The following is a 22,703-nucleotide window of genomic DNA, read 5'->3' on the forward strand; positions in this document are numbered from 1 at the left end:
CGGCTCCCACGTCTCGCTTCGCTTCGCCGCGGGGCCCTCGCCGCCGTGGGCCCACCCACCGGCTCCCACGTCTCGCTTCGCTTCGCCGCGGGGCCCTCGCCGCCGTGGGGGCCCCCCCCCCCGCCCCCCCCCCGGGGGGGGGGTTTATTTTATAACCCCCCCCCCCCCCCGCTTCTTGGTGCGCGCCTACCGGCTTGTGTAGCCAGCGTCCGCGTGGATGGTGGTCCCGGTGACGTAGGAGGACTGATCGGAGGCCAGCCACAGGCTTGCCTGGGCAATCTCGTCTGCCTGCCCGAACCGGTTCAGCAGGCTCAGCTGCGGCGCAAACTCTTCCGGATCGATGCCTGTTGCTTCGAGGGCTCCCCGGAGCATCGGGGTATCGATGGCTCCTGGCGCGACAGAGTTCACCCGGATGTTCTCAGCACCGTTTTCCAGTGCAGCCACCTTGGTCAGGCCCACTACGCCGTGCTTTGCGGCGACGTAGGCGGCGTTGTTTGGCTGCGGACGGAAACCGCTGACCGAGGAGATGTTGATGATCGATCCGCCGGTGCCCTGCTTCCGGAGCTGGATGAGCTCGTACTTGAGCGAGAGGGCAGTGCCCTTGAGGTCAACACCCATCAGCCGGTCCCAGTACTCCTCGTCGAGTTCATGCAACGGGGCGTTGTCCGGGGTCAGGGCGGCGTTGTTCACCGCAACGTCCAGGCGGCCATACTTCTCAACGGTCGCCTCCACCATGGCCTTGACCTGATCGCCCTTGGAGATGTCCACCTTCACGAAGAACGCAGTGCCGCCGGCAGCCTCGATGGCCTGGACAGTCTCCCGGCCCTTTTCCTCGTTGAAGTCAGCAACAACCACCTTGGCGCCGGCTTCGGCGAAGAGCTTGGCAGTCGCCTCCCCCATGCCCATGGCTGCACCGGTAACAATCGCGACCTTGTCCTGAAGAACTGGGAACGTCATGTTGGCTCTGCTTTCTCTCGGCAAATGTGGCTGTCTGGTTGGGCAGCTACTAACTTCAACCTACTCCCAACAGCCCAAATTCCATGCATTTGCATATTTCTGCGCAGCAGAATCTGCTTGCAACTGGCCGGGCCCCGCGGAAGTGTCAGCGCAGACTCACCGTCCTGCCGCCGTCGGGCATTACCCGTTCCTAGCTTTCCCGCAATGCCTTCTCACGCCCAGCTGCCCGCTCCTCTGCCGCCACCTGCTCGCCGGCGAGGTCCCGCTGGAACTCGGCGTAGCGGGTCAGGTGGGACGGGCGCTTGCGGATGATGAACCAAGCGACGCCGAGCATCACGAACCAGAGGGGCGTGACCAGGAGTGCCAGGAGCGTGTCCGGCTGCGTGGTCAGCGCCCAGAGCACAAACGCGAAGAACGCGAACACCAGCCACACCATGGGGATGCCGCCGGGCATCTTGAACTTGGAGGCCTCGTGCAGGTGCGGGCGGCGGGTCCGGAATTTGAGGTAGCTGGCCAGGATGATGGACCAGACAAACACGAAGCAGACAGCGGCCACGGTGGTGACCATGTCGAACGCCTTGCCGATGTCCGAGCCCGCGTACATGAGGATCACGCCGGAGAGCAGCAGGATGCACGAGAGGAACAGGGCGTTCTGCGGGACCTTGCGGCGGGACAGGCGGTTGAAGACTGACGGGGCGTCGCCCTCCTGGGCCAGGCCGTAGACCATGCGCGAGGTGGAGTAAATCCCGGAGTTGGCCGAGGACATGGCCGAGCTGAGCACCACCAGGTTCACCACGGTGGCTGCGGCGCCGAGGCCGGCCAGGGAGAACATGGCGATGAACGGGCTCTGGCCGGCCTGGAACTGGGTCCACGGCGTGACCGACATGAGGATGATCAGGGCGCCCACGTAGAACAGCAGCACGCGGATGGGGATGGAGTTGATGGCCTTGGGCAGGTTCTTCTCCGGATCCTTGGCCTCCGCGGCGGTGGTGCCCACCAGTTCGATCCCCACGAACGCGAACACGGCGATCTGGAAGCCGGCCACAAAACCCATGAACTCATTAGGGAAGAATCCGCCGTGGCTCCACAGGTTCGTGAAGGTGGCAGGGCCGGCGTCGGACTGGAAACCGCTGAAGATCATGAACAGGCCCACGATGATCAGCGCCGCGATGGCAATGATCTTGATCAGCGCGAACCAGAACTCGGTCTCTCCGAACGCCCGCACCGTTGCGAGGTTCAGGACCAGGAGGATGATCACGGTGGCGATGCCCGGGATCCACAGCGGCACGCCCGGCCACAGTTCCTCGGAGTAGGCGGCGATGGCGATCACGTCCGCGATACCGGTGATGACCCAGCAGAACCAGTAGGTCCAGCCGGTGAAGAAGCCGGCCCAGGGGCCCAGCAGGTCCGCGGCGAAATCGCTGAAGGACTTGTAGTGCAGGTTGGACAGGAGCAGTTCGCCCATGGCCCGCATGACGAAAAACAGCATAAAGCCGATGATCATGTAGACGAAGATGACGGACGGGCCGGCCGCGGAAATGGTTTTGCCGGAGCCCATGAACAGGCCCGTGCCGATGGCGCCGCCAATGGCGATCAGCTGGATGTGGCGGTTGCTGAGCTGCCGTTCAAGGTGCGGCGCCTCGGCGGTGGTGGTTTTACTGCTCACGTGCTTGCTCCTCGGGTTAATGCTGCTGGAGTGCTGCGGGGGAAGATGCGGGGCCCGCTTCATTGGGGACCGCATCGAGGTTGTTGAAGCTGTAAAGATGGATGCCGGCGATGGTGCCGGCTTGGTTGTTATTGCTTTTCAGCTCGGCCACCAGGGTGGCGGGCGAGTAGCGGTCACCGCTGAGCAGCTTGCGCGCCAGTGGTCCCTTCCCGCTGAGGAACTTCAGGGAACTTCCGACACCGATCTGCGTGGCCAGTGAGACCAGTTTGGTCCGCGGGACGGACCCCGCCACGCCCGCCCAGACGGGCAGCTGGACGCCTTCACGGCGCAGAAGCGCCGCATAGTCGCTGATTTTGGGCGCGGCAAAGCACATCTGGGTGACGATGGACGTGGCCAGGTGCTGCTTGGCCAGCAGGGCATCGAGCAGGTCCAGGGGCTGCACCTTCGGGTGGCCTTCCGGGTATCCGGCGATGCCCGCGCGCATCCGGCCGCCGGTGTACTGCGCGATGTCCTCGAGCAGCGGGAGGGCCTCTTCGTAGGTGCCGGCGGGCTGTTTCCTGTCGCCGCCGATCACGAACACCTCGCGGATGCCGGCGGAATCGCACTCGCGCATGATCCGGGTCATCTCGGCGCGGTCGTGGATGCTGCGGGCCGCGAGGTGCGGGATGACGGTGTACCCGAGGTCTGCCAGCTCCACCGCCTTCCTGACGGTCCGCTCGACGCCGTGGTGCGGCAGGCAGGTCACGGTGAGCGTGGTGCTCAACGGAACGTGGGCGCGGACCTGCTCAACGATCCCTGTTGACGGGACGATTTCGATTCTCGTGGGGAACATCTTTGGTCCTTTCTGGGTATCGCTTGGTGGCCGGCCGCTTAGCTGGCCCGGGCTGCGAGCAGTGAGCTGGCTTCCTGGCGGGTGCTGCCGGAGGACTCGATGTGGGCGAGCTCGGCCGGGATTTCCCAGCCCTTCTTCCGCATCGCGGTGGCCCACAGCCGGCCCGCCCGGTACGAGGACCGGACCAACGGGCCGGACATGACGCCGAGGAAGCCGAGCTCGGTGGCCTCGTCCTGGAGGTCCACGAACTCCTGCGGCTTGACCCAGCGGTCCACCGGCAGGTGCCGCTCACTTGGGCGGAGATACTGGGTGATGGTGATCAGGTCACACCCCGCCTCATGCAGGTCCCGCAACGCTTCGGAGATTTCCTCGCGGGTCTCACCCATGCCCAGGATCAGGTTGGACTTGGTCACCATCCCCAGGGCCCGGCCCTGGGTGATCACATCAAGGGACCGCTCATACCGGAACGCCGGCCGGATCCGCTTGAAAATCCGCGGGACCGTCTCCACGTTGTGCGCGAACACCTCAGGCTTTGAATCGCAGATCGCCGCGATGTGCTCGGGTTTGCCGGAGAAGTCAGGGATCAGCAGCTCCACACCGGTGCCCGGGTTCAGCTCATGGATCTTCCCCACCGTCTCCGCGTACAGCCAGACACCCTCATCGGCGAGGTCATCCCGGGCCACCCCCGTGACCGTGGCGTAGCGCAGCTGCATCGCCAGGACCGAGCGGGCCACCTTCGTGGGCTCGAACATGTCCACCGGGGACGGCTTGCCCGTATCAATCTGGCAGAAATCACACCGCCGGGTGCACTCGGACCCGCCAATCAGGAACGTGGCCTCCTTGTCCTCCCAGCACTCAAAAATGTTGGGACAGCCGGCCTCCTCACACACCGTGTGCAGGCCCTCCTTCTTGACCAGGTTCTTCAGCTGCACATACTCCGGCCCCATCTGGACCTTCGCCTTGATCCACTCAGGCTTCCGCTCCACGGGAACCGCCGAGTTACGCTGCTCAACCCGGAGCAGCTTGCGGCCTTCTGGTGCCAGTGTCATTTAGTTCTCTTCCCTTAGCATTGCGGCTAGCATTCGACCACGTTGACGGCGAGGCCGCCCATGGCCGTTTCCTTGTACTTGGAGGACATGTCCTTGCCGGTTTCGCGCATGGTCACAATGACCTCGTCCAGCGATACCCGGTGTGTCCCGTCGCCCCAGAGCGCCATCTTCGCGGCGTTGATGGCCTTGGCCGCGGCGATCGCGTTCCGTTCGATGCACGGGACCTGGACCAGCCCGCCGATCGGATCGCACGTCAGGCCCAGGTTGTGTTCCATCGCGATTTCGGCCGCGTTTTCCACCTGCTGAGGCGTGCCGCCCATGACCTCGGCGAGTGCTCCGGCCGCCATCGACGACGCCGATCCCACCTCGCCCTGGCAGCCCACCTCGGCCCCGGAAATGGACGCCTGTTCCTTGTACAGCACCCCGATGGCGGCGGCGGTGAGCAGGAACTTGACCACCACGTCGTCGCGGTCTTCCTGCGTTGCCTTGTCCATGCCGGGCGCGAAGTGCAGCGCGTAGTACAGGACTGCCGGGATGATTCCGGCCGCACCGTTAGTGGGCGCGGTGACCACGCGGCCGCCGGACGCGTTCTCCTCGTTCACGGCCAGGGCGATCAGGTTCACCCATTCCTGCCAGTACTTGGGGTCCCGGTCCTTGTCTTCCTTTTCGAGCCGCTCATGCCAGTCTGGCGCACGACGGCGGACCTTCAGTCCCCCGGGCAGCAAACCTTCGCGCTTGAGGGAGACCTGCACGCACTCCTCCATGACGGAGTAGATGTGCAGCAGGCCTTCGCGGATCTCCTCCTCCGAGCGGGAGGCGCGCTCGTTCACGAACATCACCTCACCGATGGACAGGCCCTTGGACTGGCACCGGCCCAGCAGCTCGGCAGCGGTCCGGAACGGCAGCGGCAGCTCCTTCTTGGACTCGTCGAGCTCCTGCAGGGCCGCGTCCTCCTCGCCCTCGCGGACAATGAAGCCGCCACCCACGGAGAAGAACGTGGCCTTGTGGAGGGGTTCGCCGTCTTTGTCCGTGACAGTGAACGTCATGCCGTTGGTGTGGCGCGGCAGGATGGTCAGCGGGCGCAGGATGATGTCCGTGACGCCGTACGGCAGCGGCACACCCTCCCCGCCGGCGCCGGCCAGGTTGAGGGTCCCGGTCTCCGCGATTGTGGCCAACCGCTCCTCCACCTCCGCCGGCAGGATCTTCTCGGGGTGGAACCCCTCCAGGCCGAGCAGGATGGCCGTCATGGTGCCGTGGCCATGGCCCGTGGCCGCGAGCGACCCGTACAGGTCAACCCGCAGCCCGGCCACCTTCGGCAGCGCACCCGAGGACTTCAGCTCCTCGGCGAACACCGCAGCAGCACGCATCGGGCCCACAGTGTGCGAGCTCGACGGTCCGATCCCGATCGAAAACAGATCAAAGACACCAACGGCCATTTGAGGTTCCTAACTAGGTCAAGCAGTGGTTCCGGCAGATGGTCCTGCCGGAAGGGGCTACAGCCCCGGGTACAGCGGGTGCGCAGCGGCGAGTGCCTCTACGCGGTGACGCAGCCCCGAAAGGTCCGCGCCGGCGTCGGCCGTCAATGCCTCGGCGATGATGTCCGCAACTTCACGGAAGGCAGCCTCGCCGAACCCGCGGGTGGCCAGCGCCGGGGTGCCGATGCGGAGACCGGAGGTCACCATCGGCGGGCGCGGATCGAACGGGACGGCGTTGCGGTTTACGGTGATGTCGATCGCGGCGAGGCGGTCCTCGGCCTGCTGGCCGTTCAGCTCGCAGTTGCGCAGGTCAACCAGGACCAGGTGCACATCGGTGCCGCCGGAAATCACGTTGATCCCCTTGGCCGTGACGTCCGGCTGGACCAGGCGCTCGGCCAGGACGCGGGCACCGAGCAGCACACGCTCCTGGCGCTCCTTGAACTCCGGCGATGCGGCGATCTTGAAGGCCACGGCCTTGCCGGCGATGACGTGCTCCAGCGGCCCGCCCTGCTGGCCCGGGAACACTGCCGAGTTGATCTTCTTGGCGATGGCGGGATCGTTGGAGAGGATGATGCCGCCGCGCGGACCGGCGAGGGTCTTGTGCGTGGTGGAGGTGGTGACGTGGGCGTGCGGCACCGGGCTCGGGTGCAGGCCTGCTGCCACCAGACCGGCGAAGTGCGCCATGTCCACCATCAGGTACGCATCGACGAGGTCCGCGATGCGGCGGAACTCGGCGAAGTCCAGCTGCCGGGCGTACGCGGACCAGCCGGCCACGATCAGCTGTGGCTTGTGCTCCAGCGCCAGGCGCTCCACCTCGGCCATGTCCACCGTGTGGGTGTCCTCGCGGACCTGGTACGGGACCACGTTGTAGAGCTTGCCGGAGAAGTTGATCTTCATGCCGTGGGTCAGGTGCCCGCCGTGGGCCAGGTTCAGGCCCATGATGGTATCGCCCGGCTTGATCAGCGCGTGCATCACCGAGGCGTTGGCCTGGGCGCCGGAGTGCGGCTGCACGTTCGCGAACTCGGCGCCGAACAGGGCCTTGACCCGGTCGATGGCCAGCTGCTCGGTGACGTCCACGTGCTCGCAGCCGCCGTAGTATCGCTTGCCCGGGTAACCCTCGGCGTACTTGTTGGTCAGCACCGAGCCCTGCGCCTGCATAACGGCGACGGCGGTGTGGTTCTCCGAGGCGATCATCTCAAGGCCGTTGCGCTGGCGGGTGAGTTCGTCGTCGAGCTTGACGGCGATCTCCGGGTCCAGCTCGCTCAGGTCCGCGTCCAGGGACGGGGAGATGACCTGCTCGAAGGTTTTGGTTGTTGCTGCCGCCGCGCTCACAGTTCGCCGCCGTTTGCTTCGGCGTATTCCTGGGCGGACAGCAGCGGGCCCTCTTCAGTCACGGAGACCTTGAAGAGCCAGCCTGCGCCGTAGGGGTCGCTGTTGATCAGCGCGGGATCGGCGGCGGCGTCGTCATTGATCTCCGTGACCTCGCCGGTGACCGGGGAGTACAGGTCCGAAACCGACTTGGTGGACTCAATCTCGCCGCAGGTCTCCCCCGCAGTCACAGTGGAGCCAACCTCGGGCAGGTCAACGTACACGATGTCCCCCAATGCCTCAGCGGCCACAGCGGACACGCCAATCACGGACGGACCGTCGCCATCCGTGGAGATCCACTCGTGTTCGACGGAGTACTTCAGTTCAGCGGCAACCTTAGCCATGTGTGTGTTTCCTTAAGTTTGGTGGGTGGTCGGTAAGTAAGTGAGAGAGCGTCCGTTCGAACCCCACATCAAGTGAGAGAGCGTCGGGTTGGTTCCCACATCAAGTGAGAGAGCGTCGGCCTAAAACGTGCATCAAGTGAGAGAGCGTCCGGGGTGGTGGGCCCCTTCGGGTCCGGCCTCCGGCAGCATGCGTCTAAGGGAGCGTCACGTCCGCCCAGCGGGCGTCTTCGCGACCGAGCATGCAGAGGAGGTCGGACCCGACGGGCCAACGGAACCGGACGTTACTTTGCGCGCTTGTAGAACGGGAGGGCGACGACTTCGAACGGCTCTGCCTTGCCGCGCAGATCGATGTCCAGGGCGGTGCCGATTTCGGTGTGCTCGATGTCGACGTAGGCCAAGGCCACCGGGTAGCCAAGCGTGGGTGAGGGCTGGCCGGAGGTCACTTCGCCCACCTGGACGCCGTCCTTGAGGACCGGGTAGTGGCCGCGGCCGGCACGCCGTCCGAGGCCCTTGAGTCCCACGAGTTTCTGCTTGGGACCGGCCTCCTTGACGGCTTCGAGCGCGGCGCGGCCCACGAAGTCGCCTTCTTTGGACTTGAGCGCGACGACGGGGCCGAGGCCGGCGTCGAATGGTGAACGCTCGAGCGAAAGCTCGTTGCCGTAGAGCGGCATGCCGGCTTCGAGGCGGAGCGAGTCGCGGGAGGCAAGGCCGCACGGGACGATGCCGAACTCTTCCCCTGCCTCGGCGACCTTCGCCCACAGGTCAGCGGCGGCGTCGTTCGGGATGAACAGCTCAAAGCCGTCCTCGCCGGTGTAGCCGGTGCGGGCCAGGATGACGTCATGACCGGCGATGGTGGGCTCGTTGAACGCGTAGTACTTCAGGTCCGTGATCAACGCGTGCTGGGCCTCCGCCGTCAGCTTCAGCAGGATGGCCTCGGCCTTCGGACCCTGGACGGCAACCAGCGACGTCTCAGCGGAAACGTCCTTGACGGTGACGTCGAAGTTGGCTGCGCGCTCGGCCAGGGCAGCGGCCACGGTGGGTGCGTTGCCCGCGTTGGGGACCACCAAGTACTTCTCGTCCCCAAAACGGTAGACGATCAGGTCATCGATGATGCCGCCGTCGGGGTTGCAGATCAGCGAGTACTTGGCCTTGCCGTCCGCCACCGCGGAGAGCTTGCCCACCAGGGCGTAGTCCAGGAAGGCGCCGGCCTCGGGGCCGGTGACCCAGACTTCGCCCATGTGGGAGAGGTCGAACAGGCCTGCCGCCTTGCGGACCGCGTGGTGCTCGGCCAGCTCGGAGCTGTACTTAAGCGGCATCTGCCAGCCACCGAAGTCGGTGAAGGAAGCGCCGAGCTTCTTGTGCTCTTCGTAGAGAGCGGTGTACTTCTCAGTCATGACGGGACCCTTCAGTTTTCGAATTCGGAGAGCGGCGGGCAGGAGCAGACAAGGTTACGGTCTCCAGCCGCGCCGTCGATGCGGCCAACGGGCGGGAAGTACTTGTCCTGACGGAGCGTGTGCACCGGGAAGGCGGCCTGCTCGCGGGGGTAGGAACGGTCCCAGTCGGAAGTCACGACGGCGGCTGCCGTGTGGGGTGCGTGGCGCAGCGGGGAATCAGCCACCGCAAAGTCGCCGGCGGCGACCTGGTCGATTTCCTTGCGGATGGTGATCATCGCCTCGATGAACCTATCGATCTCGGCGACGTCCTCGGATTCGGTGGGCTCCACCATCAGCGTCCCGGCGACCGGGAAGGACAGCGTGGGGGCGTGGAAACCGAAGTCGATGAGGCGTTTGGCCACATCCTCAGCCGTGACACCGGTTTTCGCGGTCAGCTCGCGGAGGTCCAGGATGCACTCGTGCGCCACGAGCCCGCCCTCGCCGGTGTAGAGGACCGGGAAGTACTCGTTGAGGCGGGCGGCGATGTAGTTGGCTGCGAGCAGCGCGGACTTGGTGGCTTCGGTGAGGCCCTCGCCGCCCATCATCTTCACATAGGCCCAGGAGATCGGGAGCACTCCTGCAGAGCCGAACCGCGATGCGGAAATCGCGACGCCGTGGCCTTCCTCGTGCGCTGCCTTGTTTGCATCGCCCGGCATAAACGGTGCCAGGTGTGCCTTCGCTGCCACCGGGCCCACGCCGGGTCCGCCGCCGCCGTGCGGGATGCAGAAGGTCTTGTGCAGGTTAAGGTGCGAGACGTCACCGCCGAACTTGCCCGGCTGGGCCAGGCCCACCAGCGCGTTGAGGTTGGCACCGTCAACGTAGACCTGGCCGCCCGCGGCGTGGATGGCGTCGCAGACTTCCCGGACATCGGCGTCATACACGCCGTGGGTGGACGGGTAGGTGATCATGATGGCCGAGAGGACGTCCTTGTGCGTCTCGATCTTGGCCTGCAGGTCTGCGTGGTCGATGGTGCCGTCAGCGGCCGTGGCCACCACAACAACCTTCATTCCCGCCAGGACGGCTGAGGCGGCGTTGGTGCCGTGCGCCGAGGCCGGGATCAGGCAGACGTTGCGCTGCTGGTCTCCGCGGGAGTGGTGGTAGCCGCGGATCGCCAGCAGGCCCGCGAGTTCGCCCTGGGAGCCGGCGTTCGGCTGGATGGACACGTGGTCGTACCCGGTGATCTCGGCGAGGTCGGCTTCGAGGCCGCTGATGAGTTCGCGCCAGCCCTCGGTCTGGGAGTCCGGGGCGAAGGGGTGGATGGAGGCGAACTCCGGCCAGGAGATGGCTTCCATTTCCGCGGTGGCGTTGAGCTTCATGGTGCAGGAGCCCAGCGGGATCATGGTGCGGTCCAGTGCCAGGTCCCGGTCCGAGAGCTTCCGGATGTAGCGGAGCAACTGGGTCTCGGAGCGGTGGGTGTTGAACACCGGATGCTGCAGGTACTCGGAGGTGCGCAGTACCGATTCGGGCAGTTCGAAGCCCTGCGCTTCTACAACAGGACCGGCGCCAAAGGCGACGACAACCGCTGAGAGGACCTCCGGCGTCGTGGTTTCATCAACGGACACGCCGACTGTGTCCGCATCGATAAGGCGCAGGTTGATGCCCCGGGCCTCGGCTGCAGAGATGACCTTGGCGGCCTTGCCCGGCACGCGGACCGTGATGGTGTCGAAGAAGGTGTCGCTGACCAGCTCGCGGCCTGCTTTGACCAGCGTGGCTGCGAGGGTGCGGGTGTTGTTGTGGACGGTTTCGGCGATTGCCTTCAGGCCGTCGGGGCCGTGGTAGACGGCGTAGAACGAGGAGACGATGGCCAGCAGTGCCTGCGCGGTGCAGATGTTGGAGGTGGCCTTCTCGCGGCGGATGTGCTGCTCGCGGGTCTGGAGGGCCAGTCGGTAGGCGGGGACGCCGGCGTTGTCCTTGGAGACGCCCACGATGCGGCCGGGGAGGGTGCGCTCCATGCCTTCGCGGACGGCCATGTAGGCAGCGTGCGGGCCGCCGAAGAACAGCGGCACGCCCAGGCGCTGGGTGGAGCCGACGGCTACGTCTGCGCCCTGCTCGCCGGGAGGGGTGATGAGGGTGAGGGCAAGGAGGTCGGCGGCGACGGTGACAAGGGCACCGCGTTCCTTGGCTTCTGCGATGACTGCGGACTGGTCCCAGACCCGGCCGGAGACGCCGGGCTGCTGGAGGACGATGCCGTTGATGTCGCCGGCGGGCAGTCCGTTGGAGAGGTCGGCGATTTCGACCTCGAAGCCGAGGGCTTCCGCGCGGCCCAGCACGATGGCGATGGTCTGCGGGAGGAGATCGGCGTCCAGGACCGTCTTGCCGTCCTTGGCGGTCTTGTTCTTGTTGGCGCGGCGCATCAGGAGCACTGCTTCGGCGACGGCGGTGGCTTCGTCCAGCAGGGAGGCGTTGGCTACCGGGAGGCCGGTGAGGTCCTGGACCATGGTCTGGAAGTTCAGCAGCGCCTCGAGGCGGCCTTGGGAGATTTCGGGCTGGTACGGGGTGTAGGCGGTGTACCAGGCGGGAGCCTCGAGGATGTTGCGGCGGATCACGGCGGGAGTGACGGTGTCGTAGTAGCCCTGGCCGATCATCTGCACAGCCGTCTTGTTCTTGCCCGCGAGCTTACGGAGCTCGGTGAGGACCTGGACTTCGCTCAGCGCGCTGTCCAGGCTGAGGGGGGACTCCTGGCGGATGGAATCGGGAACAGCGACGTCCACCAGGCCGTCAACACTGTCATAGCCAACGGCCTTGAGCATGGTGTCGATATCGGCCTGGCGGCGGGCACCGATATGCCGATCGGCAAAGGTGGTGGGGGACGACTGGACTGTCATGAAGGAACTCCATAATTCAGGTGGCGTGCTGGGTACGCCACATTGATTCGGGTTCCTCCCCGCTCTGTATTGGACCTGAGAGTTTCCGCGGCACCTGCCGTTCGCAGGGTGCTGCTTGCACCGTCGGTGAGCCCGTTGCCGGACTGCTTTCCAGAGTTGCCTAACCGCGGCGGTACGTGGGCCTGAGAGATTCCTGGGGAGGATTTGCTCCTACGGCGCCTGCTGAACGTACCGGCAGAACTCTCCCGCCGCAGATCAAAAGCATGCATCACGTCATCCGTGACACGCCTCACAGCTTAGCTTGGTTCCGGGCCGCCCGCAATTTTCCGGGCCGGGATCATCGTCACACCCCCCTCAATCCCCATCCCACCCCACCCTCTCTCCCACACACGCTCTCTCACTCGATGTACGTTTTTGGTGGACCCTCTCTCACTCCCCGTCGCTTCTCCCCCGACGCTCTGGCACTTGTTGTCGTTCTTTCCTGAACGCTCTGGCACTATCCGCCGCCTATCCCCTCACGCTCTGGCACCTTTCGTCGTTCTTTCCCGAACGCTCTGGCACTTGAGGCAGTGGGCGCTCATGCCTTGTTCCAGTGCGAGGGCATTGCAAGATCCGCGGGCAGAAGAGTTCCCCCGCTGCCCAAAGCGGCATTGAGCTGAGGCTGCGTCAGATACAAGGCTTTCGATAGATCGGCACCTTCAAGCCGGGCATCCCGCAAATCCGCTCCGAGCAGGTCTGCACCCGCGAGATCACTGCCGCGCAGATCGGCGGCAATGAGATAGGCACCTCTGAGGTCTGCCCCGCACAAGCGGCGGGACCTGAGATTCTTGCCCATAAGGTCCGCTCCCGGCTTCAGCGCGGAGTCCAGATGGTCGTCGCCGGTGGCAAAGTACGCAGCCCGCACCTCTTCGCTGACCTCCATCAGCATCGACCTCACCTGTGAGTGAAGCTCCGGAATATCGAGTGCAAGTAGTTCCGAAAGCTCGCCGCCGAGGGCTTGCTCGATCCTGTTCCTGAGCTGCGCCGCACGGCTTGAGGTGTCTTGATCGAAGGTCCGGGCCTGAGCCTCGGCCAGATACCAGAGCATTTCATGAAGCTGGCGGGCGGCCTTGAATGCAGAGAACATCTCGTCCCGGGTCTGAGGGCGCTCAAGCCAACTCTTTCCGTCGAAGAGTCCTTGGGAGACGTTTTGGCCTGCCCCGAAGCAGTCAAATACCGTGCAGCCGCGAAATCCCCGTGGTCGCAGACTGTCGTGGATGGTGCAGGAGAAATCCGGCGCCAGGTTCCGGCATGGCGAACCGGCTGGCTTGTCGAGGGCGAAATCTGCGGAACGGGAGAATCCAAAGGCCGTACAGCAGAGGGCAAAGCAGTTACCGCAGTCAGGGCGCAGGGACTGACGGTCGAGGGCAGGACCGGCAGGGTTGGCTGATGTTGTGTGCATTTTGTTCTTCCAGTGGTGAGTTCGATGTAGGGCCGGCGAGAGGGGAACTCCCTTTCGGGGTCCCCAATCCGGGCGCACAGAATCACCGCTCCTCTAAGGAGCGACGCGGAATCGCTGAAAGAGCTCTGGGTCACAGAGAACAATAAAATGTCACTGCCGTCAGATTACTCTGCAACAGCGTTGTTTCAAAAGGGACCGTAAGTGAGAGAGCGTTCCTCAGAGGCCCCGGGAACTGCCAGAGCGTTGCTCCTAAAGGGCCCTAAAGTGATAGAGCGTTTGGGACGGACGACGGCGGCACTCTCGGCACGCTTTTGGCTCGCCTCAGGCGCCGGGCGCGTACTCCCATGTCAGCGTGCCGTTCACCACTGAGTGTTTGGAGGAGAACACAGGCCGCCCGGTTTTGAGGCTGGTCAGTGTGTCCTCCAGGAGCACGTCAACTGACGGCCAGATCGCGGGGCGCCAGTCCGCCTCGCCCTTGAAGTACTCGCCCACGCAGCCGTGCTGGGACCCGCCCCTGAGATCCACAAACAAAAAGTCGCCGGAACCGTCTTCGGCGATGGGCAGGAAGGGCGGGATGAAAAAGGAAGCCCGGGTGCCGGCGTCGTCCGCTTCAGCCTTTGCCGGGTCGTAGGGCTTTTGAGGTTCAGGCAGAGGGACACCGCCGCCGGGCTGGTGGACCGCGCGCAAATTCCGGTAGAGGGGGGAGTTCTGTTCCCGCTCGAACTCGGCATTCGCGGCAGCACCGACCTGCGCCTCGATGCCCAGCAGCATGTGGCGCGTTCGCTCGGCTTCTTCGAGCGGAAGTGGCCGATACCGCGGGTAGATATAGCCCGCCGGCGAACGTTCCGCGCCGTCAGCAAGCCGGTAGAGGATGGACAGCCCGGCGGGCCAGCCGTTAGGCGCGTCCCCTTCCAGCAAGCGGATCAAGGGCTCGGCGGCCGGCGGCCGTACAGCGCCCGCCGTCTCCGGTGCGTTGGCACTTAGCCAGCGAGCGAGGCCCGCCCAGCTCTCCTCCACGCCCATCAGGGCAGGCTCAGGTCCGGGCTTTGCGCTTCACCCAGCCCCAGGCAGCCGTAGCCACCAGGAGCACCAGCCCGATGACGGCGAGCCAGAGCAGGCCCTCAATGACGAAGCCGAGGACCGACAGAACAAGCCAGATGACCAGCAGTGTGATGATTATTCCCATTCCGAAAGCCTATTACTTCAGCGGGGACCCGGCTCGTCGCCGCTCCGCACGCTTGGGATAACGGTGACGGAGCCGACGTTGCGCAGGGAGCGGCGGGCCCTCGCTTCCAGGGAATGCGCGACGGCGGCGAACTCCGCCAGATGCGCAGCGCCGTCGGCCGGGACCGTGATTTCGGCGTGCAGGCGGTGGCCGCTCCACCGCAGCCGGGAGGAACTTCCCGAGGGCGCGTACTCGCTGACCAGCGCGGCGAGCCGGTCCGACAGCGCGGGATCGACGCCGTCCAGTAGCCGGCGGCCGACGTCGCGGACGGTGCCCCACAGGAGCACGCCGATGGCAGCGGAAATGAGGAGGCCCACAATCGGGTCAGCGAGCGGGAAACCCAGCCAGATGCCGATGACGCCCGCGACGACGGCGAGCGATGTGAAGCCGCCGGTCCGCGCGTGGATCCCGTCCGCCAGAAGGGCGGCCGAGCCGATCCGGCGGCCCACCCGGATCCGGTAGATGGCCACGATCTCGTTGCCGGCAAAGCCCACCAGGCCGGCTGCCAGCACCCAGCCCAGGTTGTGAACGGGCTGCGGTTCGAAGAAGCGTCTGATGGATTCGACGGCGGCCACCACCGCTGAGAGGGCGATCATGGCCACGATGAACAGGCCCGCCAGGTCCTCGGCCTTGCCCAGGCCGTAGGTGAAGGTCCGGGAGGCCGGCCTGCGCCCGAGCACAAACGCGATCCACAGCGGAACCGCGGTAAGGGCATCGGAAAAGTTGTGGACCGTATCGGCCAGCAGCGCCACCGAGCCGCTGATCAGGACGATGGCCAGCTGGAAAAGCGATGTGGCGCCGAGCCCGATCAAGGAGATCTTGACGGCGCGGATGCCCTGGGCGCTGCTCTGCAAGGCATCGTCCACGGAGTCTGCGGCATCGTGGGAATGCGGAACGAAGAGCTGCTGGAGCCAGCCCTTGAACCCGGTGGCGTGGTGATGGTGTCCGTCGTGGTGCGGCTCATGGTGATCGTGGCTGTGGTCCCCCTGGTTGTGGTGGGCATCCTCACCGTGGTGATGGCCGCCGTCGTCCGTTTCCGCATGAACGGGGTGGCTCATTTGCCGGCCTCCGGCCGCGCGTGGGGCGCCATCCCGTGGGGCACCATCCCGTGCCCGGGCGCGTTTCCCAGCGCGTGCTCGGCCTGGTGAATGGCATCGGCCACCAGTTGCCAGGCATGGCCGTCCTCCAGCCGGTAGAACACCCTGGTCCCCTCCTGGCGGGTGGATACCATCCGCGCCAGCCGCATTTTGGCCAGGTGCTGGGACACGGCCGGGCCCGATTTTCCTGCGATCCCTGCGAGCGCGTTGACGGAGAGTTCACCCTCGCGGAGGGCCAGGATCAGGCGCACCCGGGTGGCGTCGGCGAGCATCGCGAAGACTTCGACGGCGAGCTCGACGTACTGGCTATCGGGTGCCAGGTCGGAAGCCTGCATATCTGCGTTCATACGCAGATACTGTCACTTCAGGGCAGGTGATTCAAGATGGTGGTGCCGGCGGCCACGATGTTTGGCCTTGGCGGTCCTTGCCCGGGCTTGCATTTCCTGCATGGCCGCGTCCAGTTCCGCAGGCCCTTCGGGCAGTTCGGCCAGGCGCAGGATCTCGGCCGCCACCGCCGCGAGCTTCACGTTGCGGTGACTGCTGTGCGTGACGAGCAGCTGGAAGGCCTCCTCGGAACCGACCAGCAGCCTGCCCATCAGGATGCCGCGGGCCTGGTCGATGATGCTGCGGGTGGCGGTGGCCGCGACCACCGCATCGCGGGCTATCTGATCTGTCTCGCGCCGCAGTGTGGAGGACAGGTCCAGCAGGATGCCCTCCAGCGCAATCACGTTGCCAGCCTCATCCTGGATCGCATCGCCGGAGGTGAGGACATGGCGGATCTGGCCTTTCGCGTCAGTGATCCGGTGGTACATGCAGAAATAACCGCCGGTCTGCAGGACTTTCGCCACGATCTCCTGGCACCGCTGCCTGTCGTCGGGATGCTTGTGGGAAAACAGGAGCTCCAGCGTAGGCACCACCTCACCGCGCTGGTAGCCGTGGATCTGGAACATCGTGTCTGACCAATGCAAGGTCTGCGATGGGAACTCCGCGCGGAAAGTGCCTGCCAGGCACGGGCCGTCGCCGAGGGCACTGGAATAGGTCATAGGGCTGTCGAGCCTTGCCATAAGGACGCCTCCAAACAGTATCCGGCCACCGCCATTGGCGGCTGAAATGCAACAATCCCCCAGTATGGACACGAAGCCGGCCGCATTGATAGCCAGCCCGGCCTCATTTGCGGATCCCGGGGCGCCAGGAGAGGCTTAAGGTCCTTGACTTGCATACCCCCTGGGGGTATCTTCAAAGTGTTGTCAGTGACGTGGTATGTCCCGGCAGGCGCCCAAGCACCAGCCTTCACAGCCGTTCAACCCCAGCACCCATTGATCCTCTCCGAAGGAATGGAACTGACATGCAAGAAACCCAGCACCACGCCCACGCCGGGATCCCCGCTGAGGGAGGCACCGCCGTCGGGCGCGCAGGGCACGGGCACGGCCCCGACGACGACCACGCCGTCCACACCCACGGCCAGCACGCCGGCCACAGCACGGCCATGTTCAAGAACCGGTTCTGGCTGACGCTGGTCCTGTCCGTCCCGGTGGTCTACTTCAGCCCCATGGTGGGCCACATCCTCGGCTACATGGCGCCCATGTTCCCGGGTTCGGCCTGGATCCCGCCCGTGCTCGGAACGGTCATCTTCCTTTATGGCGGCCAGCCATTCCTGAAGGGCGGCGTCCGCGAACTGAAGGACCGCCAGCCGGGCATGATGCTGCTGATCGCCATGGCCATCACGGTGGCGTTTGTGGCGTCGTGGATCACCAGCCTGGGCATCGGCGGCTTTGACCTGGACTTCTGGTGGGAACTGGCGCTGCTGGTGGCCATCATGCTGCTGGGGCACTGGATTGAAATGCGGGCTCTCGGCTCGGCACAGGGCGCCCTGGATGCCCTCGCCGCGCTGCTGCCCGACGAAGCCGACCGCATCACCGCCGACGGCACCGAGACCGTCCCGGTGTCCGAACTGCGCGAAGGCGATAACGTCCTGGTCCGCTCCGGCGCCCGCATGCCGGCCGACGGAACCGTGGTGGACGGGCAGGCCGAATTCGACGAGTCCATGATCACCGGTGAGTCCAAAACCGTCCCCCGCACCGTGGGCGATTCCGTGGTGGCCGGGACCGTCGCCACCGACAACAGCGTCCGCGTCCGGGTCACCGCCGTCGGCGAAAACACCGCACTGGCCGGGATCCAGCGGTTGGTGGCCGAAGCGCAGGCCTCATCCTCGAAAGCCCAGGCCCTGGCCGACCGCGCCGCAGCGTTCCTGTTCTACTTCGCCGCCGGGGCCGGCGTCATCACCTTCATCGTGTGGACCCTGCTGGGCAGCGTGCCGGATGCCGTGACCCGGACCGTCACCGTGCTGGTGATCGCCTGCCCGCACGCGCTGGGCCTGGCCATCCCGCTGGTCATCGCCATCTCCACCGAGCAGGCCGCCCGCGCCGGCGTCCTGATCAAGAACCGGATGGCCCTGGAACGCATGCGCACCATCGACGTGGTGCTCTTCGACAAGACGGGCACCCTGACCACCGGCGCGCCCGACCTGAAAGACATCGCGGTTGCACCGGGCACGGACCCGGACGCCCTGCTGGCCCTCGCCGCCGCCGTCGAATCGGACAGCGAACACCCCGTGGCCCGGGCGATCGTCCGCGCCGCGAGCCAGCGGAACCTTCCGCTTCCTCGCGCCACGGGCTTCAGCTCGCTGACCGGGCGTGGCGTCCTCGCCAGCGTGGACGGACGCACGGTGCACGTCGGCGGGCCCGCGCTCCTGCGGGAGCTCGGCGTCGTCGTGCCTTCAGCGCTGGCGGCCACGACGCGCGGTTGGATGGACCGCGGTGCCGCGGTGCTGCATGTAATTGACGACGGCGGCCGGGTACTTGGGGCGGTCAGTCTCGAGGATGCTGTGCGGGCTGAGTCGCGGCAGGCGGTGGCGGCCCTGCAGAACCGCGGCGTGAAGGTGGCCATGATCACCGGCGACGCCCGCCAGGTTGCCCAGGCGGTCGCGGAAGAGCTGCAGATCGACGAGGTGTTCGCCGAGGTCCTCCCCGCGGACAAGGACAAGAAGGTCGCTGAGCTGCAGGCCCGCGGCCTGAAGGTGGCCATGGTGGGCGACGGCGTCAACGACTCCCCCGCCTTGGCCCGGGCCGAGGTGGGCATCGCCATCGGCGCCGGGACCGATGTGGCCATGGAATCGGCCGGCGTGGTGCTGGCCGGGAACGACCCGCGCGCCGTCCTGTCCATGCTGGATCTTTCCCGTGCCAGCTACCGGAAGATGTGGCAGAACCTGGTGTGGGCCACCGGCTACAACGTCCTGGCCGTGCCGCTCGCCGCGGGCGTCCTGACGTTCGCCGGCGTGGTGCTCTCCCCCGCCGCCGGTGCTGTCCTGATGTCCGCTTCCACGATTGTGGTGGCCCTCAACGCCCAGCTGCTGCGGCGCATCAAACTCAACCCGGCGGAGCTCCGTTGACCACCATCAGACGCTCTCTCACATCCTGCAGGTTTTTCCCGGACGCTCTCTCACATCCTGCGGGTTTTTCCCGGACGCTCTCTCAGGGCGCCCGCGGGCACTATGCCGCAGCAGTGGCACTGGATCACGTTCATCTCGATGCGGCCGGGCATTCGGATCATTCCGTCGCCAGCGCGCCCCCTTGCACCTTGAAGGAGCTTTCAAATGAACACGAAGTTTAGAAGCATTTCGATCGCCGCCGCCCTGGCAGCCTCCCTCGGCCTGGCCGGCTGCACACCCGCCTCCGGCCCCGCCGGCGGGAACACCATGCCCGGCATGCATCACGGCAGCTCGAGCCCGATGGCAAGCATGATGCCGGACGCCAACGCCGACCATAACCAGGCGGACATCATGTTCGCCCGGATGATGATCCCGCACCATGCCCAGGCGGTGGAGATGAGCGACATCATGCACGCCAAACCGGACATCCCGGCCGAGGTCACCAGCCTGGCCACCCGGATCAAGGCCGCCCAGGCACCCGAAATCGAGCTGATGACGGGCTGGCTGAAGACGTGGAACCAGCCCACCGGGATGATGGACGGAAGCGGCATGCCCGGCCACTCAATGGGTGGAATGGTGGACGCGGAAGGCATCAGCAAGCTCAAGGCCGCCGCCGGGACTGACGCGGTCCGGCTCTTCCTGACCCAGATGATCGGCCACCACGAAGGAGCCATCATCATGGCGGAGCAGGAGATCTCGGGGGGCAAGTTCCCGGCAGCCATCGAGCTGTGCCGGGACATCGTCACCTCCCAGGCGGCGGAGATCGTGGAGATGAAGGAGCTGCTCGCCGGCCTCTGACCACCGGGACGCTCTCTCACTCGATGCACCGTTTTGCCGGACCCTCTCTCACTTGATGCGCGCGGTCCGGTAAATTTCTTGGCGTGATAACCATCGATCGGGATGACCCTGCCCGCGACGACGTCCACCAACTCCTGAGCCAACACTTGGCAGAAATGTTCGCCACCTCGCCGGCCGAAAGCGTGCATGCGCTGGACCCTTCGGCGCTGTCCGGACCCTCCATAAAGTTCTGGACAGCGCGGGAGGACGGCGAGCTCCTGGGCTGCGGCGCGCTCAAACTCCTCGGCACCCAAGCAGGGTCGGCCAAACTCGGCGAGATCAAGTCCATGCGCACCGCGGAAAATGCGCGCGGCCGCGGGGTCGCCACCCTGATGCTCACGCACATCCTCGCGGAAGCCCGGCGCGCGGGCTACGGGCACATCTATCTGGAGACCGGGACGGAAGACTATTTCGCTCCGGCGCGGAGGCTTTACGCCCGGAACGGATTCGCCGAGTGCCCGCCCTTCGCCGACTACGTGCTGGATCCGAACAGCGTGTTCATGGAGCTCCGCCTGTAAGAGGGGTGAGAGAGCGTCCGGGGAAAACCGACATCGAGTGAGAGAGCGTCGCCAAAACCCCACATCGAGTGAGAGAGCGTCGAGGTGGGGGGAGGGAGGGGCGCGGGCGTGTTAAGTTGAAAGATACGTCTGGCCGCACCGGTCCGGCGTCCCGGCTGGAAAGAGAAGCTCCGTGGCATCCCCCGCAACTGCCCCCGCACCAGTAAGGATCCTGACCGTCTGCACCGGCAACATCTGCCGCTCCCCTGTGGCCGAGCGGCTGCTCCAGGCGGGCCTGGACCAGGTGATGCCCGGCGGCTTCGTGGTGACCAGCGCCGGAACCCGGGCCATGGTGGGCGATCCCATGCAGCCCCTCTCCGGCGACATCGTCCGCACGTACGGCGGGAACCCGGACGGCTTTATCTCACGGCAGCTCACCAGCAAGATTCTGCGCGGCGTGGACCTGGTGCTCACCATGACCTCCGGCCACCGCGGGGAGGTCCTCCAGCTGGACGCCTCCCTGCTCAAACGCACCTTCACCATCCGCGAGTTCGCCCGCATGCTCGACGTCCTGGACGGCCGTACGGACAGTGCCGCGCAGCACCCTGAAGCGGACGACGGCGGCAGTCCCCTCAGTGCCAACACCGCCTTCTGGCGCGGGTTGCCTGCCCGAGCCGCCGCCGTCCGGCATCTCTCACTCCCGGCCGATTCCGCGGAGAACGACATCATTGACCCCTACCGGCGCAGCCCGGACATTTACCGCCAGATGGAGGACGAACTGGCACCCGCAATCGTGTCCGTCCTGCGCCATGCCCGCGTGAACCTCCCCGCCTGAACCCAGCCTCACTCTCCCTCCGTGAATCTCCCGCCGGACCGTCCTACCAAACCCGCGCGGCCGCCGTCGTACTTTCTTGCGGAAACGTTGCGGAAACGACACAGTCCGTGATGTAGCCAGAACCAGCCCCGTGGGCGGACACTAAGTCATGGTGAGCACCCCGGGCGGTCATGATCCCATCGGTCCAGGACGGTCTGGTCCCGATCCAGCGGTACCTGGCGGGCCAAAAGCCGGGCTGATACTGGGGCTGAAACGCCGGCAGATCCTCGCCCTGGTGCTGACGCTGGCACTCGTGGCCGTGGTGGCCGTATCCACCCTGATCTTCACCCGTCCGGCGCCGGAGGTTGCGGCCCCCGTTCCTGCTGTCACTGAAACCCCGTCCGCCACGCCAACGCCGTCGGAGCCGCCGCCCCCGCCGGCCCCCGCGGCTCCGCCGCCGCCTGAACCAATCCCCGAACTCCCGGCGGCGGCGATGAACATACTGGTGATCGGCAGCGACAGCAGGGCCAGCGCCCGCGATATGGAAGCCCACACCGCAGCCACCGGCGAGCCGCAGGACCAGCGCGCGGATGTGCTGATGGTGGTTCACGTCCCTGCTGACCGCCGAACCCTTTACGTCGTCTCGATCATGCGTGACACGTGGGTGGAAATCCCCGGGTACGGCGGCGCAAAGGTCAACACTGCCCTGCAGATCGGCGGCATCGACATGACGGCACGGACCGTGGAATCGCTGCTGGGCATCCGCCTTGACCACACGCTGATGCTGGACTTCAACGGTCTCAAGGCCCTCACGGACGGGCTGGGCGGAATCGATGTGAACGTGCCCTTCCCGTTCCAGTCCACGCACGATACCGGGCACGTCTTTTCCGCCGGCGTGAACCACCTGGACGGCCAGGCTGCGCTGGAGTTCAGCCGCGAGCGCTACGCCTTCGTGGACGGCGACTACCAGCGGGTGCAGAACCAGCGGATCCTGCTCCGGGCCATCCTGGCCAAACTGACCGCCGGCGGGGCGCTGAACGATGTCAACGCGGTCCGTTCGCTCGCAGGCTTCGCCGCCTGCTGCCTCACGGTCAACCGGGGTTTCGATCCCGTCCAGGTGGCCATCCTCGCGTACAGCCTGCGGAACCTCGACGTGAACGCCATCGGCACCATGACCCTGCCCACCGCCGGGCCGGGCTTCGTAGCCGGCCAGTCCGTCCTGTTCCCGGATTACGGCGGCGTCAACGCTGTGGGCGCCGCCCTGCGGGACGGCACGATCGGCCAGTACGCCGTGCCGTAACGGCGCTCCCGCGTGAGGTGCCGCCGTCGTCCGTTATTTTGCCGGTGCAGGTGGGT

Annotated in this window: 20 protein-coding genes and 1 riboswitch; of the genes, 5 read left to right on the plus strand and 15 right to left on the minus strand. The window is 66.0% G+C overall.

Annotated features, from left to right (window positions below):
* Nucleotides 1-186 precede the first annotated feature (186 nt).
* From ACP7AX_RS15200 to ACP7AX_RS15270, 15 genes are all read right to left on the minus strand, one after another.
* Nucleotides 187-957 (minus strand): SDR family NAD(P)-dependent oxidoreductase, encoded by a 771-nt coding sequence (locus tag ACP7AX_RS15200; RefSeq protein WP_426227507.1) that lies wholly within the window; start codon nucleotides 955-957, stop codon nucleotides 187-189.
* 190 nt (nucleotides 958-1,147) lie between these two features.
* Nucleotides 1,148-2,686, minus strand: a complete 1,539-nt coding sequence (gene cycA / locus ACP7AX_RS15205) for a D-serine/D-alanine/glycine transporter (RefSeq protein ID WP_426227509.1) — start codon at nucleotides 2,684-2,686, stop codon at nucleotides 1,148-1,150.
* A complete protein-coding gene (locus tag ACP7AX_RS15210) occupies nucleotides 2,640-3,455 on the minus strand; it encodes a methylenetetrahydrofolate reductase (protein ID WP_426227511.1) in 816 nt (271 codons plus the stop codon). Before ACP7AX_RS15210 ends, cycA begins: the two co-directional genes overlap by 47 nt.
* 38 nt (nucleotides 3,456-3,493) lie before the next feature.
* Complete coding sequence (gene lipA / locus ACP7AX_RS15215; RefSeq protein WP_426227513.1) at nucleotides 3,494-4,504, minus strand: lipoyl synthase; 1,011 nt, start codon at nucleotides 4,502-4,504, stop codon at nucleotides 3,494-3,496.
* A 26-nt stretch (nucleotides 4,505-4,530) separates the two neighbouring features.
* Complete coding sequence (locus ACP7AX_RS15220) at nucleotides 4,531-5,940, minus strand: L-serine ammonia-lyase (protein WP_426227515.1); 1,410 nt, start codon at nucleotides 5,938-5,940, stop codon at nucleotides 4,531-4,533.
* 57 nt (nucleotides 5,941-5,997) lie between these two features.
* Nucleotides 5,998-7,311, minus strand: coding sequence for a serine hydroxymethyltransferase (glyA, locus tag ACP7AX_RS15225; RefSeq protein WP_426227517.1), 1,314 nt, complete (start codon nucleotides 7,309-7,311; stop codon nucleotides 5,998-6,000).
* A complete protein-coding gene (gene gcvH / locus ACP7AX_RS15230; RefSeq protein WP_108598652.1) occupies nucleotides 7,308-7,691 on the minus strand; it encodes a glycine cleavage system protein GcvH in 384 nt (127 codons plus the stop codon). The genes glyA and gcvH overlap by 4 nt, the downstream gene beginning before the upstream one ends.
* Before the next feature lie 281 nt (nucleotides 7,692-7,972).
* Nucleotides 7,973-9,085 (minus strand): glycine cleavage system aminomethyltransferase GcvT, encoded by a 1,113-nt coding sequence (gene gcvT, locus ACP7AX_RS15235; RefSeq protein WP_426227520.1) that lies wholly within the window; start codon nucleotides 9,083-9,085, stop codon nucleotides 7,973-7,975.
* Nucleotides 9,086-9,096: 11 nt separating this feature from the next.
* Nucleotides 9,097-11,949 (minus strand): aminomethyl-transferring glycine dehydrogenase, encoded by a 2,853-nt coding sequence (gcvP, locus tag ACP7AX_RS15240; RefSeq protein WP_426227522.1) that lies wholly within the window; start codon nucleotides 11,947-11,949, stop codon nucleotides 9,097-9,099.
* Nucleotides 11,950-12,109: 160 nt separating this feature from the next.
* Nucleotides 12,110-12,207: riboswitch (glycine riboswitch) on the minus strand.
* A gap of 319 nt (nucleotides 12,208-12,526) precedes the next feature.
* Nucleotides 12,527-13,468 (minus strand): pentapeptide repeat-containing protein, encoded by a 942-nt coding sequence (locus ACP7AX_RS15245; protein WP_426227524.1) that lies wholly within the window; start codon nucleotides 13,466-13,468, stop codon nucleotides 12,527-12,529.
* A gap of 243 nt (nucleotides 13,469-13,711) precedes the next feature.
* Complete coding sequence (locus ACP7AX_RS15250) at nucleotides 13,712-14,413, minus strand: hypothetical protein (protein ID WP_426227526.1); 702 nt, start codon at nucleotides 14,411-14,413, stop codon at nucleotides 13,712-13,714.
* A gap of 10 nt (nucleotides 14,414-14,423) precedes the next feature.
* The gene (locus tag ACP7AX_RS15255; RefSeq protein ID WP_131683775.1) at nucleotides 14,424-14,576 is read right to left on the minus strand and encodes an LPXTG cell wall anchor domain-containing protein; all 153 of its coding nucleotides are present in this window, start codon (nucleotides 14,574-14,576) and stop codon (nucleotides 14,424-14,426) included.
* 17 nt (nucleotides 14,577-14,593) lie between these two features.
* On the minus strand, nucleotides 14,594-15,673 hold the full coding sequence (locus ACP7AX_RS15260; RefSeq protein WP_426227529.1) for a cation diffusion facilitator family transporter: 1,080 nt from the start codon (nucleotides 15,671-15,673) through the stop codon (nucleotides 14,594-14,596).
* Nucleotides 15,670-16,059: an ArsR/SmtB family transcription factor gene (locus ACP7AX_RS15265; RefSeq protein WP_426227531.1), complete on the minus strand. Its 390-nt coding sequence runs from the start codon at nucleotides 16,057-16,059 to the stop codon at nucleotides 15,670-15,672. The genes ACP7AX_RS15260 and ACP7AX_RS15265 overlap by 4 nt, the downstream gene beginning before the upstream one ends.
* Before the next feature lie 12 nt (nucleotides 16,060-16,071).
* Nucleotides 16,072-16,755 carry a PAS and ANTAR domain-containing protein gene (locus ACP7AX_RS15270; RefSeq protein WP_426227533.1) on the minus strand — a complete coding sequence of 228 codons (684 nt, stop codon included), beginning with the start codon at nucleotides 16,753-16,755 and terminating at the stop codon, nucleotides 16,072-16,074.
* A 302-nt stretch (nucleotides 16,756-17,057) separates the two neighbouring features.
* Between ACP7AX_RS15270 and ACP7AX_RS15275 the strand changes: the two genes are divergently transcribed.
* The 5 genes from ACP7AX_RS15275 to ACP7AX_RS15295 all read left to right on the plus strand — a co-directional run bounded on the left by ACP7AX_RS15275 (nucleotide 17,058) and on the right by ACP7AX_RS15295 (nucleotide 22,647).
* Nucleotides 17,058-19,160, plus strand: a complete 2,103-nt coding sequence (locus ACP7AX_RS15275; RefSeq protein ID WP_426227535.1) for a copper-translocating P-type ATPase — start codon at nucleotides 17,058-17,060, stop codon at nucleotides 19,158-19,160.
* 204 nt (nucleotides 19,161-19,364) lie between these two features.
* Nucleotides 19,365-19,997 (plus strand): DUF305 domain-containing protein, encoded by a 633-nt coding sequence (locus ACP7AX_RS15280; RefSeq protein WP_426227537.1) that lies wholly within the window; start codon nucleotides 19,365-19,367, stop codon nucleotides 19,995-19,997.
* Nucleotides 19,998-20,080: 83 nt separating this feature from the next.
* Nucleotides 20,081-20,554 carry a GNAT family N-acetyltransferase gene (locus ACP7AX_RS15285; protein ID WP_426227539.1) on the plus strand — a complete coding sequence of 158 codons (474 nt, stop codon included), beginning with the start codon at nucleotides 20,081-20,083 and terminating at the stop codon, nucleotides 20,552-20,554.
* A 172-nt stretch (nucleotides 20,555-20,726) separates the two neighbouring features.
* Complete coding sequence (locus ACP7AX_RS15290) at nucleotides 20,727-21,368, plus strand: low molecular weight phosphatase family protein (protein ID WP_426227541.1); 642 nt, start codon at nucleotides 20,727-20,729, stop codon at nucleotides 21,366-21,368.
* 148 nt (nucleotides 21,369-21,516) lie between these two features.
* Complete coding sequence (locus ACP7AX_RS15295) at nucleotides 21,517-22,647, plus strand: LCP family protein (protein ID WP_426227543.1); 1,131 nt, start codon at nucleotides 21,517-21,519, stop codon at nucleotides 22,645-22,647.
* Nucleotides 22,648-22,703 lie beyond the last annotated feature (56 nt).

This window comes from Pseudarthrobacter sp. DSP2-3-2b1 (genome assembly GCF_049895945.1).
In the GTDB taxonomy this organism is placed as follows: Bacteria; Actinomycetota; Actinomycetes; order Actinomycetales; family Micrococcaceae; genus Arthrobacter.

What these genes read in the sequence shown, in the direction of transcription:
- ACP7AX_RS15200 (WP_426227507.1), bottom strand. Translation starts at nt 957, where the DNA reads ATGACGTTCCCAGTTCTTCAGGACAAGGTCGCGATTGTTACCGGTGCA.
- cycA (WP_426227509.1), bottom strand. Translation starts at nt 2,686, where the DNA reads ATGAAGCGGGCCCCGCATCTTCCCCCGCAGCACTCCAGCAGCATTAAC.
- ACP7AX_RS15210 (WP_426227511.1), bottom strand. Translation starts at nt 3,455, where the DNA reads ATGTTCCCCACGAGAATCGAAATCGTCCCGTCAACAGGGATCGTTGAG.
- lipA (WP_426227513.1), bottom strand. Translation starts at nt 4,504, where the DNA reads ATGACACTGGCACCAGAAGGCCGCAAGCTGCTCCGGGTTGAGCAGCGT.
- ACP7AX_RS15220 (WP_426227515.1), bottom strand. Translation starts at nt 5,940, where the DNA reads ATGGCCGTTGGTGTCTTTGATCTGTTTTCGATCGGGATCGGACCGTCG.
- gcvH (WP_108598652.1), bottom strand. Translation starts at nt 7,691, where the DNA reads ATGGCTAAGGTTGCCGCTGAACTGAAGTACTCCGTCGAACACGAGTGG.
- gcvT (WP_426227520.1), bottom strand. Translation starts at nt 9,085, where the DNA reads ATGACTGAGAAGTACACCGCTCTCTACGAAGAGCACAAGAAGCTCGGC.
- gcvP (WP_426227522.1), bottom strand. Translation starts at nt 11,949, where the DNA reads ATGACAGTCCAGTCGTCCCCCACCACCTTTGCCGATCGGCATATCGGT.
- ACP7AX_RS15250 (WP_426227526.1), bottom strand. Translation starts at nt 14,413, where the DNA reads ATGGGCGTGGAGGAGAGCTGGGCGGGCCTCGCTCGCTGGCTAAGTGCC.
- ACP7AX_RS15255 (WP_131683775.1), bottom strand. Translation starts at nt 14,576, where the DNA reads ATGGGAATAATCATCACACTGCTGGTCATCTGGCTTGTTCTGTCGGTC.
- ACP7AX_RS15260 (WP_426227529.1), bottom strand. Translation starts at nt 15,673, where the DNA reads ATGAGCCACCCCGTTCATGCGGAAACGGACGACGGCGGCCATCACCAC.
- ACP7AX_RS15265 (WP_426227531.1), bottom strand. Translation starts at nt 16,059, where the DNA reads ATGAACGCAGATATGCAGGCTTCCGACCTGGCACCCGATAGCCAGTAC.
- ACP7AX_RS15270 (WP_426227533.1), bottom strand. Translation starts at nt 16,755, where the DNA reads ATGACCTATTCCAGTGCCCTCGGCGACGGCCCGTGCCTGGCAGGCACT.
- ACP7AX_RS15275 (WP_426227535.1), top strand. Translation starts at nt 17,058, where the DNA reads ATGCAAGAAACCCAGCACCACGCCCACGCCGGGATCCCCGCTGAGGGA.
- ACP7AX_RS15280 (WP_426227537.1), top strand. Translation starts at nt 19,365, where the DNA reads ATGAACACGAAGTTTAGAAGCATTTCGATCGCCGCCGCCCTGGCAGCC.
- ACP7AX_RS15295 (WP_426227543.1), top strand. Translation starts at nt 21,517, where the DNA reads ATGGTGAGCACCCCGGGCGGTCATGATCCCATCGGTCCAGGACGGTCT.